The sequence below is a fragment of the Segatella albensis DSM 11370 = JCM 12258 genome (assembly GCF_000426565.1).
Taxonomy (GTDB): Bacteria; Bacteroidota; Bacteroidia; order Bacteroidales; family Bacteroidaceae; genus Prevotella; species Prevotella albensis.
In genome coordinates, this window is record NZ_AUFP01000006.1 from 103,982 (window position 1) to 115,917 (window position 11,936).

Annotated in this window: 9 protein-coding genes; 2 read left to right on the top strand and 7 right to left on the bottom strand. The window is 45.1% G+C overall.

What is annotated here, in order from left to right; translation table 11 throughout:
* Nucleotides 1-26 precede the first annotated feature (26 nt).
* On the bottom strand, nt 27-1,088 hold the full coding sequence (locus K333_RS0104675) for a hypothetical protein (protein ID WP_024989575.1): 1,062 nt from the start codon (nt 1,086-1,088) through the stop codon (nt 27-29).
* A gap of 141 nt (nt 1,089-1,229) precedes the next feature.
* Between K333_RS0104675 and prmA the strand changes: the two genes are divergently transcribed.
* Nucleotides 1,230-2,099 carry a 50S ribosomal protein L11 methyltransferase gene (gene prmA / locus K333_RS0104680; RefSeq protein WP_024989574.1) on the top strand — a complete coding sequence of 290 codons (870 nt, stop codon included), beginning with the start codon at nt 1,230-1,232 and terminating at the stop codon, nt 2,097-2,099.
* A 489-nt stretch (nt 2,100-2,588) separates the two neighbouring features.
* On the opposite strand, the gene K333_RS13105 is transcribed toward prmA, so the two are convergent.
* The 4 genes from K333_RS13105 to K333_RS0104695 all read right to left on the bottom strand — a co-directional run bounded on the left by K333_RS13105 (nt 2,589) and on the right by K333_RS0104695 (nt 7,515).
* Nucleotides 2,589-2,861, bottom strand: coding sequence for a hypothetical protein (locus K333_RS13105; RefSeq protein WP_154652986.1), 273 nt, complete (start codon nt 2,859-2,861; stop codon nt 2,589-2,591).
* Between the two features lie 196 nt (nt 2,862-3,057).
* Nucleotides 3,058-4,485 (bottom strand): sensor histidine kinase, encoded by a 1,428-nt coding sequence (locus K333_RS0104685; RefSeq protein ID WP_027452395.1) that lies wholly within the window; start codon nt 4,483-4,485, stop codon nt 3,058-3,060.
* A 2-nt stretch (nt 4,486-4,487) separates the two neighbouring features.
* A complete protein-coding gene (locus tag K333_RS0104690; RefSeq protein ID WP_024989573.1) occupies nt 4,488-5,186 on the bottom strand; it encodes a response regulator transcription factor in 699 nt (232 codons plus the stop codon).
* Nucleotides 5,187-5,259: 73 nt separating this feature from the next.
* The gene (locus K333_RS0104695) at nt 5,260-7,515 is read right to left on the bottom strand and encodes an inorganic phosphate transporter (RefSeq protein WP_024989572.1); all 2,256 of its coding nucleotides are present in this window, start codon (nt 7,513-7,515) and stop codon (nt 5,260-5,262) included.
* A 250-nt stretch (nt 7,516-7,765) separates the two neighbouring features.
* On the opposite strand from K333_RS0104695, the gene K333_RS0104700 reads away from it, so the two are divergent.
* Nucleotides 7,766-8,722 carry a LuxR C-terminal-related transcriptional regulator gene (locus tag K333_RS0104700; RefSeq protein ID WP_027452396.1) on the top strand — a complete coding sequence of 319 codons (957 nt, stop codon included), beginning with the start codon at nt 7,766-7,768 and terminating at the stop codon, nt 8,720-8,722.
* Here K333_RS0104700 and pflA read toward each other — a convergent pair whose 3' ends face one another.
* Nucleotides 8,723-9,451 carry a pyruvate formate-lyase-activating protein gene (gene pflA, locus K333_RS0104705; protein WP_024989571.1) on the bottom strand — a complete coding sequence of 243 codons (729 nt, stop codon included), beginning with the start codon at nt 9,449-9,451 and terminating at the stop codon, nt 8,723-8,725.
* Nucleotides 9,452-9,561: 110 nt separating this feature from the next.
* Nucleotides 9,562-11,808, bottom strand: a complete 2,247-nt coding sequence (gene pflB, locus K333_RS0104710; RefSeq protein WP_024989570.1) for a formate C-acetyltransferase — start codon at nt 11,806-11,808, stop codon at nt 9,562-9,564.
* Nucleotides 11,809-11,936: the final 128 nt, after the last annotated feature.

An 11,936-nucleotide genomic window follows, 5' to 3' on the forward strand; every position in this document is an offset into this window, starting at 1 on the left:
TGATTAATTGTTTTATCAATATGGAGTTAACGTCTACCGCCACCAAAGTGGCCGCCTCCGCCACCTCCACTTACATGGCCGCCACCAAAGCCGCCTGATGAGGAGCTAGATCCGCCGCCATAACTTCCAAAGCTACCGGAATTGCTGGCTGGAGGCGAATAGGTACGCGTGTTGTTATTACTATAGTTGCTGTTATTGCCGCTACGAGAGAATGAACCGAACGAACGGTTAGATGAACTGCGATTGGTGTAGGTATTGGTACGTTGACCTGATGAGCTATTACCATTATATCGACCAAAATCACCTTGACGATTGGTATTACCATACTGTGGTTTGTCCCAAGTACGTTGACCGGCATAACCGCCAGAGTTCATTCCTCCACGATTGTCGATGTGGATGACACCAGGATAGTATCCATAGAACGGATAATACCAAGGAGCATAATAAGGACCGTAATACCATGGATTGTAGTATCCATAATACCATGGGTTGTAATAGCCATAATAGCCATAATAGCTGCCATACCAAGGGTCGTACCATCCATCATACATCCATGGCCCATACCAACGATTATACATCGGACTGAGCCAAGGGTCATACCAGCCAGAATAATAGAAAGGATCGTAGAAGCGACCATAATAGCCGCCGGCATACCAATAGCGAGAACGCCAATAGTATGGACCCCATCCGTAATAGTCGTAGAACCATGGATTGTAGAATCCGTCCCATCGACTCATCGAACGAGTGTATTGGTATTCTGCTATCTGATTGATGATCTTCTGAGCAGAGGCGGAATCAACATAAAGGGTGTCGGGACGCATACCTCTATCGAAGGTAACGATACTTACGATATTGGAATCGCGCTTGAGCTCTTGGATACCTCCTCCAAGATACTTTCCGAATCGGTTGTACTCGTCAACACTTCGATTACTACCCGACCAATAGTTATTTGCTTTGCTATCTGTGTTTTGTGGAGTCACGGTCACGATCTTCGTCTTCTTGGGTACGAAATACATGTCGTCATCTTGAGCCATCAGAGATAGTGGCATAACTCCTACGAGGACAGAAATAAGAATAAACTTTTTCATTTTCGTGCTCCTATTAATTATATTCGTATTCTAACGATTACAAAAATAATTGTAAATCGATGGCAAATATACGGAAAAACCCTAAACGATGATAGGTTTTTCCCTATTTTTTATATATTTGCAACCAAAAATTAACATGACATGGAATATTTAGTAGCGAATTTTAAGATTATTTCATCGAACGAATTGCTCCAAACCGCCCGCGAATTGTTAGCCGACGGGGCTGCCGAAGCAGGGTTTGAATCGTTCGAAGATACCGAAGAAGGACTGAAAGGCTACGTGCAGAAAGACTTCTATGATAAGGAGAAGCTCGATGAATGTATCGAAGATTTCCCTATCGAAAATGTAAAAATATCATATAGTATCGAAAATGCGGAAAACAAGGATTGGAATGAGGCGTGGGAACTGGCTGGTTTTGATCCTATCTGCGTGGATGATACGGTACTCATCTATGATGCTAAGCATCAGGAGGAATTGCATCCTGCACAGGCAAGTGACCATATCGAAATCGGAATCGATGCGGTACAGGCTTTCGGTACGGGCACGCACGAAACTACTCAGATGATCGTTTCCACCTTATTGGGTTTAGACCTTGACGGCAAACGTGTCCTCGACTGTGGATGTGGTACGGGTATCCTTGGTATCACAGCAGCCAAACTGGGGGCTAAGGATGTAGTAGGATATGATATCGACGAATGGAGCGTGGAGAATGCGAAGCATAACGCGAAACTCAATGGCGTAGAAAATATCGAAATCTATGAGGGGGATGCACACGTACTGAATCATATTAGTGGGGTGTTCGACTTGGTGATGGCGAATATCAACCGAAATATTCTGTTGCAGGATATGGAGAATTTCAAGAGTGTCATGAATCATGGTGCGCAATTGATATTGAGCGGATTTTATGAAGAAGACATTCCTTTGCTCATAGAAAAGGCTAAAACATTGGGATTGTCCGAGAAAGGAAAGAAGAAAAACGGCAACTGGATTTGCCTACTTTTGGGCGAATAAAATAGACGAACAATTGAAAACTTCATCTTTTTTTTAAGTTTTTCAAAAAAAGTTAATAAAAAATTTGGTGCATTTATAAAATCTATTTATATTTGCAACTGTTATCCTGAAAACAATCTTTTTACCTTAAGAAAACTAATACCTATTGAAGATTTGGAGCGGTTGGCTGTGAAGCTTTGCCGCTTTTTTTATGCTCCTAAATTCAACCCCACATCACCCCACATTAGCATATATGACGAAGGCCCCCACTCCAATTTAGGAATGAGAGCCTATGTGTGAAAGTTCACTTCTTGTCAACATCTCAGATCGAGAATCCGAGCGCAGAGAGGAGAGCTGTGAGCGAAGTGAGCGCGATGTTGATAATGACGCTCCATTTGTTTTTTGTTTCCTGTGTCATAGTTGTGTGTTGTTTTTATCCGAGGGTACGCTATCGCGACCCCCAGTTATCCAGAGGTAACCCCCTCCGGGGTATATACTGATCACCGTCCATTATCCGAGAGTACGAGCACACCGAAGGGGTACACGAGCAGGGTATTGGTATAAGACGGGCACACCCTCCGGGGTGCACTCCACAGCATTACGCATATATGCCGAGGGTACGCTATCGCGACCCCCGGTTATCGCAGAGGTATCCCCTCCGGGGAATATGCGCAAACGGAACAGATGTGAACCTATAGGAGAATACTCGCAAACATAGCCTACGATCTCTAGAGAAAGGAATATTCGTACCACAGCTCCGGGGAATACTCGTACGATCGACATACATCCATACCAGGCTCATACCCCGGAGGGGTTGTCTCTGAGATAACCAGGGGTCGCGGAGCGTACCCTCGGAGTATGTGACCGACTATGAATGCACCCCGAAGGGTGTGCCCCTCCGGGAAATATGCGCAAGCGGAACAGTCCCTCGGATGTAAAAGGTAAAAACGTAAAACGATGGACATCCCGAAGAATGCCATTACGCCACGGGCAAAGTGAAGTCGAATCGCAAGCCTCCCTCCGGATTATTCCGCACGTTGATCGTTCCACCATGTTCGAGGATCGCATTCTTCACGATGGCCAATCCCAGCCCGGTTCCTCCCATCTTTCTGCTGCGCCCTTTATCCACCCTATAGAAACGCTCAAAGAGACGAGAAAGATGGTGGGGTTCTACTCCTTGTCCGTTATCGGAGAACGTGAAATACCACAATGATGGCCCATCTGTCTGAGAGGCGAGCTCGGCAGAAATCTCTATGGTCGTCCCGACGCCGGCATAGGCTATGGAGTTGTCGACAAGGTTGCGGAACACACTATATAGTAGCGAGCGATTGCCTTCTACCATCAAGTCTTCCGGAAGACTTACCACCATGAGCATATCGTGCTCCTCGAGTTGCAAAGACACCTCCTTTTGTATCTCGGCGACAAGGGAAACGATATCTACACATTCACGACTCTTCTGAACGGGGGCATCATCCAAACGGTTGAGCAAAGAAATGTCGCGAAGCAAGGAACTCAGTCGTTCGCTTTGGGCATAACAACGTTTCAGGAATTGTTCCTTAGTGGTCTCCTCTATCTTGGGATTGTTCAATATCGTCTCCAGATACCCCTGGATACTCGCCACAGGTGTCTTGAGTTCATGAGCCACATTCTGCGTAAGTTGACGCTTGAGCCGATCCTGCTCCTGACGAGTATTTTGCAATTGCCGATATAGTTTTATGATTCGCTCAGCTATCTCACCGAGTTCATCATTAGAAAAATGCATCAACTCCTCCACATCGAGCGCTTCGTTGCGATCGGCAAGGAGAGCAAACCGTCTCAGATTAGTTATGTTATGCCCGAGACGGTTCAGGAACCTAAAGAGGATGACCGTAATCAGGATGATGGAGACGACGGCAAACCAAATATAATGTTGGTCGGCAGCAAGGGAGTCGGCAAGGTCGTTGTCGTAAGGTAATGCCGAGCGCACGACATATCCTTGATGCGGAAAATAAGTGGCAGAATAGAAATAGTCGCGCTTCATGGTAGGCGACATTCTATCGACGGCAGACCCATGACCAAGATGTAGCGCCTCAACCACCTCTTCACGATCGGCATGATTACCCATATGGGCATAATCCTTACGCACATTATCATATACCACCCGCCCGCGGACGGTTATCAAAGTGACGCGGATGCCACGCACAGGATGCTGCCCCACATAATGGGTCAACCACGACTCGTTGACGGACGGACAGGAGCGCATGGCTTCCGCCATACGGTCGTTATACTCCTGGAGTTTCAGGTTGAGCGTATCGATCTTGTATTGTTTCTCACGATATTGCTGGAAAACAATAAACGAGATGGCGAACAACAGAAATACTGTCATCACGCTAACATAGAGTCGTTGTCCTACTGTTATTTTCTTCATCTTCATTCTTCAAAATAATAGCCAAACCCTTGTCGGGTGACGATATTACCGGCATATCGCCCTATCTTCTTACGAATACGGGCCATGTTGACATCTACGGTACGGTCGAGTACCAACACGTCACTCGGCCAAACTTGTCGGATGAGGTCGGCACGCGAGAATACACGTCCACGCTCCTTGAGCAGAAGTTCGAGGAGTTCGTACTCGATACGTGTGAAGGGAATCTCCCGCCCATTGACGCTAACCTTCTTGTTATCAGTATTCAACACGAGTGACCGATATACCAAAGTATGCGAGCTGGAATTCTCTGTTGGAGCCGATACCGATGTGCGTCGCAAAACGGCCATAATGCGTACCATCACCTCACGAAGCGAAAAGGGCTTAGAGATGTAATCGTCTGCCCCCAAATTGAAGCCGGTAACGACATCGTTCTCTGTGTCGCGGGCTGTAAGAAAGATGATAGGCACACGAGCCGTAGCTTCATTCTGCTTGAGTTGTCGGGCCATGGCGAAACCTGACATTCCATCCATCATGACATCAAGGAGCAGAAGGTCGAAACTGGCAATATCGAACTGTAAGGCTTCTTCGGCCGAGGTGGCTGTCGTAACCTTGTAGCCTTCAGTCTCCAGATTGAAACTGAGGATTTCGCACAGGTCGGGTTCATCGTCGACCACTAATATGTGATAAGGTTTACTATCCATTCCGTAACATTATAGTTATCAAGCACAAAGATATAAATAATATCGTATTTTGAAATCTTTGGACAAGAAAAAATCAATATTTCTCCATAAATTTCTTCGCAGAACGGAGTTGATGGCGCATATTGCTGAGCAACTGCTGACTCTCCTGCAACAGGTTGAGATATACCATATCTACTTGTAAATTGGAGTTGTCTGTAGATTGTTGCATACGATTGATATGTCGTTTACGAATCTGCGAGAGTTCGTCCTTGCAGGCATCACCTTCGGCAAGAATCTCACGATAGTTCTCGTATCGGTCGGTCTGTATCTGGTCGGCAGCAGATTGCATCAGGTCGTTGATACGTCTGCGTATAGGCTCATACTCCCGAATGAGGATTTCGGGCACAGGATTGAAATTGTTATCGACATGCTCTTTGATAGGATTAAGCATGCGACGCAAGGTGTAAACAAACTGCTGGTCGCTATTGGCTCCAATATGAAACCATGTATTACGCTCGATGGCAATCTTCATCGGAACCTTCTTCAGGACTAGCATCTCACGTCTGCGCGACTTCTTAAGAGTCTCTAACTGAAGGCGTAACTGTCGGTCGCTTCGACGAAGATTTCTAACACCTTGCTCGCGGAAAGCATCTACGATAAGATTATATTGCTCGAGGGCAAAACGACAGACAGAGGATTGTGTGCGACTCACTTGCTTCTGCAATACATCCCATACGAGTTCGGGATCGCGCATGCGCATCATCAGTTGGAATGTGTCTTTTTCTTTATCCGAAATGCTCTGTTTCTTTTTGTATCTACGATTGCTACAGATAAGGAGCACGACGACAAGGATGATGAAGGCTACCTGTACGACAAATCCTCCATAATACATGGCAACACATACAAGACAGGCGGTAAGGAATGCTACTCCGGCCGTAAGAAACCATCCTCCTATTACTGACAATACACCCGTGACGCGGAAGACGGCACTCTCCCTACTCCATGCCCTATCGGCCAAACTGGAACCCATGGCAACCATAAAGGTGACATAGGTGGTAGAGAGGGGAAGTTTGTAATTGGTTCCTATCGTGATAAGGATGGAAGCAAGTACCAGGTTGACGGCTGCGCGCACAACATCAAAGGCGGCTTGCTGATCGTCTGTGGTATCACCATGATGGACAAAGCGACGGTTGATCCATTGGCGTACGGGAAACGGGACGAGGCGCACGACGAACTCTATGACTTCTTGACTGAAGCGCACGATACTACGAGCAGCACGAGAGCTACCGAACATCTCTTCGCCTTCATCCTGTCGGCTCAGGTCTACCGATGTCTTGATAACCTTATGGGCCTTCTTCGAGGTGGCCATGGCTATCACCATGATGCAACCGGCAATAAATAGATAGAGTACCGGGGTGTGGGAGCTCTTCATGAGCGAGGTCATCATAAACTGGTCGGGAGATACCTGAAAGGCATGAGCGACATAAGTCTGATAGGAATCCAGTCCGGCAAGCGGTACGCCTATGAAGTTGACGAGGTCGTTACCCGCAAACGACATGGCCAGTCCGAAGGTTCCCATCAATACGATAAACCTAAAAATATTGACACGACAAAGATGAAGAATCTGCATGATTATTGTTGAGGCTACAAGGGTGATGAGCAGCAACAATCGGATATTGGCGTTGATATAGCCGGATACTTCTTCTGACACATAGGGACTCTGTCCAATGCCTTTGAGAAATATAAAGTAGGATAAGGCTGTAAAAGCTATTCCTCCAAACAAAGCTATGGTGTAACGGCTATGTCGTTTATAGTTGAATGTGAAGATGATACGTGATATCCACATAACGACGGCTCCTATCACAAAGGAGATGGCTACGGAAACGAAAATGGCGATGATAACCTCAAGGGCTTTACCCGAATTGAGTAGCATACCGTATTCAAGTGTGCTGTCGCTAAGTTTCTTGATTGTGGCAAGGATAAAGGTTCCACCAAGCAGTTCGAAGACCATCGACACAGTAGTGGATGTGGGCATTCCAAAACTATTAAACATATCAAGAATAATGACATCTGTAACGATGACAGCAAGGAATATCGTCATCACCTCGTGGAAGGAATATTCGCTTGCGGTAAGGATTCCATGACGAGCGACATCCATCATACCAGTAGACATCACAGCCCCAAGGATGACGCCTACCGAGGCTATGAAAAGAATGGTTCTGAACTTAGCCACACGAGCTCCGATGGCGGATTGCAGAAAATTCACAGCATCGTTGCTTACTCCCACAAACAGGTCGAAAACTGCCAGACTGAGCAGAAAGACGACAATAAAGAAATAGATTGCACTCATATCTTATTATTGATTTTCTTGTGGCAAAAGTAATGGTATGTTGTTGCATCTATTTTACAGGAATGTTACATTTCTGTTACAATTCTGCTCGGCCGTCAAAACTTTTGGAATCTCCACATCCTCATTTATAGGTATTTCATTTCTTTTATGTGGGATATTTCCAATAAAAAAAAGAGTTTATACTAATAAATAGGTATTGCAAGAGAGAAAAAATTGTCGTATTTTTGCATCTTGAAGAATTTTAGCGAATATGAAATATCAGAAACTCTACGAGGCTGAGGATCAGCTTATCAATATTATTAGGGATAATAGCAACATGCTGCAAAGTTTGGGCAGTTTCGGCATTAATCTGGGGTTTGGTGATAAAACCGTAAAAGAGGTATGCGAAGCGCAGAATGTGGATACTTTCACGTTTCTGGCTGTGGTAAACTTCACCATTAATGGTTATTACAATCCTGACGATGCTGATCGTCTGTCTGTAAGTACGCTAATGAAATATCTCAAGGCTTCTCACGCTTACTATATCGACTTCCAACTGCCCTTCATCCGTAAGGAGTTGAGCGAGGCTCTTGACGAGAACGATAGTCTGGCTCGCCTTATCATGCAAATCTATGACGAATATGCACATGGGGTGACCAAGCATATGAAATATGAGGAGGGGTCGCTATTCCCTTATGTCGAGAAACTGTTGAATGGAGAGATTGATGAGAAAAACAGTATTACTACTTTCTCGAAACATCATGATCAGATGGATGAGAAACTGCGAGAACTCAAGAATATCATGATCAAGTATTTGCCTTCTGATGGTTTGCACAACAACCAGCTTACAGCTACGCTTTATGATATATATAATAATGAGGACTGGCTGAGTCAGCATGCACAGGTGGAGGATAAAATCTTTATGCCTGCTATCCTTAAAATCGAAAAGAAGCTGAAGCATAAGGATGTGACACTAAATATCTCGAACATGATCAACCAACAGGTGGGAAACGTTGAGGAACTTAGCGACAGAGAAAAGGATGTCGTGGTAAGTCTGGTACAAGGAATGAGCAACAAGGAGATTGCCGACCATCTGTATATCTCAGTAAATACTGTGATCACACATCGCCGGAATATCGCCCGAAAATTGCAGATTCATTCTGTCGCCGGTCTTACTATTTATGCGATAGTAAACAAGCTCGTGGATATCTCGAGTGTAAAACTCTGACTATTTTGCTCCAAGAATGGTCTTGGCATTCTCTATTCTTTCTTTCGTAGGTGGTTCTACTCCATCCAAAGGATATGGAATGCCCAGTTTCTCGTATTTAAAGATGCCTAATGTATGATAAGGTAATACGTCTATGCGCTCTATATTTTGTAGCGTAGAGAGGAAATCGGCCAATTCATGCAGATATTCGTCTTTGTCTGTGATACTAGGAACCAGCACATGACGAATCCAAACGGGTTTGCGAATATCAGAAAGATAACGGGCACAATCTAATATATTTTGATTGCTACAACAGGTAATTTTGCGATGTTCGTCATCGCGTATATGCTTGATATCAAGAAGAATAGTATCGGTAACTTGCATGAGAGCTTCAAACTTATCAAACCATTCTCCATGACGGCGGAATGGCTGAGCCGACGTATCCAGACATGTATTGATGCCACGCTCATGGGCCTTAGTAAAGAGTTCTAAAAGGAAATCTATCTGCAACAAAGCTTCGCCACCACTTACTGTGATGCCACCCTTATCGCCCCAATAAGAACGGAAGCGTTCTGCTTTATCGAGCAATTCTTCTGCGGTCATCTCTTGTTGCTTGCTCACAGCCCATGAATCGGGATTGTGGCAAAACTGGCAACGCATAGGACATCCTTGAAGGAAAATCAAAAAGCGAATGCCGGGACCATCTACAGAACCAAAACTCTCTATCGAATGAATGTATCCTTTTGTCATAGTCTTTAACTTGATATCATTAGGGAATCTCTTCTCAGAAAAAGGAAAGGTCTCCCCACCCCTTACGACGGGAAAAGGGAGACCTATAGGATTGCTATTTGTTACTATGTTTATAGTCTTTCATGAGCCTGACGAGCGATAACGTCGAGCTGCTGCTCACGAGTAAGGTCGATAAACTTCACAGCATAACCGCTTACACGGATTGTGAAGTTCTGATATTCTTCCTTCTCTGGGTGCTCCATAGCATCCTTCAACTTATCTACGCCAAATACGTTAACGTTAAGGTGATGAGAACCCTGGTTAAAGTAACCATCGAGCACGCCTACCAATGTATTAGCACGTTCCTCATCATTCTGACCAAGCGCACTTGGACTGATAGTCTGAGTATTAGAAATGCCATCGAGTGCATACTCGTAAGGCAACTTAGCTACAGAATTCAAAGAAGCAAGCAGACCATTCTGCTCTGCACCATAGCTAGGATTAGCACCTGGAGCAAGAGGAGTACCGGCCTTACGACCGTCAGGCATATTGCTGGTGTACTTACCATATACCACATTAGAAGTAATGGTGAGGATACTAGTAGTAGGCTCAGAATTACGATAAGTGTGGTGCTTCTTGATCATATTTACAAAGGTCTTGAGCAACCATACTGCGATTTCATCGGCACGATCGTCATCATTACCATAGCGTGGGAAGTCACCCTCGGTCTTGAACTCAAGAGGGAAACCAGTCTCGTCACGGATAATATTTACCTTAGCATACTTGATAGCGCTAATAGAATCTACTACATGAGAGAAACCTGCGATACCGGTTGCGAAAGTACGACGTACATCAGTATCAATAAGGGCCATCTCGGCAGCCTCATAGAAATACTTGTCGTGCATGTAATGAATGAGGTTCAAGGTCTTGACATAAACTGCTGCCAACCACTCCATCATATCCATGAACTTAGGCATGAACTCGTCGTAGGTTACTACGTCGCCCTCGATAGCGCGATAAGCTGGACCAACCTGCTCGCGTGTCTTAGAGTCAACACCACCACTAATAGCATAAGTAAGACACTTAGCTAAGTTAGCACGAGCTCCGAAGAACTGCATCTCCTTACCGGTCTGAGTAGCTGATACACAGCAGCAGATAGAGTAATCATCACCCCATACAGGACGCATCACATCATCATTCTCATACTGAATAGAGCTGGTCTTCACAGAAATCATAGCAGCATACTTCTTGAATGCCTTAGGCAAACGAGAGCTATAAAGTACTGTGAGGTTTGGTTCTGGTGAAGGACCCATATTCTCCAAAGTGTGGAGGAATCGGAAGTCGTTCTTGGTAACCATAGAGCGGCCATCCTGTCCCATACCTGCAACCTCGAGGGTAGCCCATACAGGATCACCAGAGAAAAGTTCGTTGTAAGAAGGAATACGAGCGAACTTAACCATACGGAACTTCATTACCAGGTGGTCGATAAGTTCCTGAGCATCAGCCTCGGTAAGTGTACCCTCAGCCATATCACGAGTGAAATAGATATCGAGGAATGTAGAAACACGACCTACTGACATAGCAGCACCATTCTGTGTTTTTACAGCACCTAGATAACCGAAATACAACCATTGTACGGCCTCGCGTGCATTCTGTGCAGGATTACTGATATCAAAACCGTAGATGGCAGCCATTTCCTTAAGTCCCTTGAGGGCCTTGATCTGCATGGCAACTTCCTCGCGCAAACGAATTACCTCGTCGCTCATCTCGCGCTCGCCCATATTGTCAAGGTCTTTCTTCTTCTCCGCAATCAAGAAGTCGATACCATAAAGAGCAACACGACGATAGTCACCTACGATACGGCCACGACCGTAAGTATCAGGAAGACCAGTAAGAATATGATTATGGCGTACGTGTTTCATCTCTGCTGTATAAGCATCGAAAACGCCGTCGTTGTGAGTCTTTACATAAGTGTGGAAAATCTCGTGCAACTTCTCTGAAGGCTGGTAACCATAAGTAGTACAAGCCTGCTCAGCCATCTTGATACCGCCATAAGGCATGAATGCACGTTTTAGTGGTTTGTCGGTCTGCAAACCTACGACTTTCTCCAAATCCTTAGATTTCTCATCGATATAAGCAGCGCCGTAAGATGTAAGACTAGAAACAACTTCTGTTTCCATGTCAAGAACACCGCCTTTGGCACGCTCCTCCTTCTGGAGTTCCTTAAGTTTACTCCAAAGTGTGTCGGTAGCTTGGGTTGGTCCGGCCAAGAAGCTTTCATCACCATCATAACTTGTGTAGTTGTGCTGGATGAAATCGCGAACGTTCACTTCATTCTGCCACTTGGTTCCGTTGAAACCTCTCCATTCTGTTCTCATAACTGTTTATAAGTTTTATATGTTAATAATGAATATCCTTTTACCATCGGGCTTTCTTTTGCCCTTTTTCTCGTACCTTATGTAAATTAAGTAAGCATTTTGCTATTTTGAGGTTGCAAAGGTAGTTA

Coding starts and splice junctions, on each gene's coding strand:
- pflA (WP_024989571.1), bottom strand. CDS start 9,451: ATGACAAAAGGATACATTCATTCGATAGAGAGTTTTGGTTCTGTAGAT.
- K333_RS0104690 (WP_024989573.1), bottom strand. CDS start 5,186: ATGGATAGTAAACCTTATCACATATTAGTGGTCGACGATGAACCCGAC.
- K333_RS0104695 (WP_024989572.1), bottom strand. CDS start 7,515: ATGAGTGCAATCTATTTCTTTATTGTCGTCTTTCTGCTCAGTCTGGCA.
- prmA (WP_024989574.1), top strand. CDS start 1,230: ATGGAATATTTAGTAGCGAATTTTAAGATTATTTCATCGAACGAATTG.
- K333_RS0104685 (WP_027452395.1), bottom strand. CDS start 4,485: ATGAAGAAAATAACAGTAGGACAACGACTCTATGTTAGCGTGATGACA.
- K333_RS13105 (WP_154652986.1), bottom strand. CDS start 2,861: ATGTCGATCGTACGAGTATTCCCCGGAGCTGTGGTACGAATATTCCTT.
- K333_RS0104700 (WP_027452396.1), top strand. CDS start 7,766: ATGAAATATCAGAAACTCTACGAGGCTGAGGATCAGCTTATCAATATT.
- K333_RS0104675 (WP_024989575.1), bottom strand. CDS start 1,088: ATGAAAAAGTTTATTCTTATTTCTGTCCTCGTAGGAGTTATGCCACTA.
- pflB (WP_024989570.1), bottom strand. CDS start 11,808: ATGAGAACAGAATGGAGAGGTTTCAACGGAACCAAGTGGCAGAATGAA.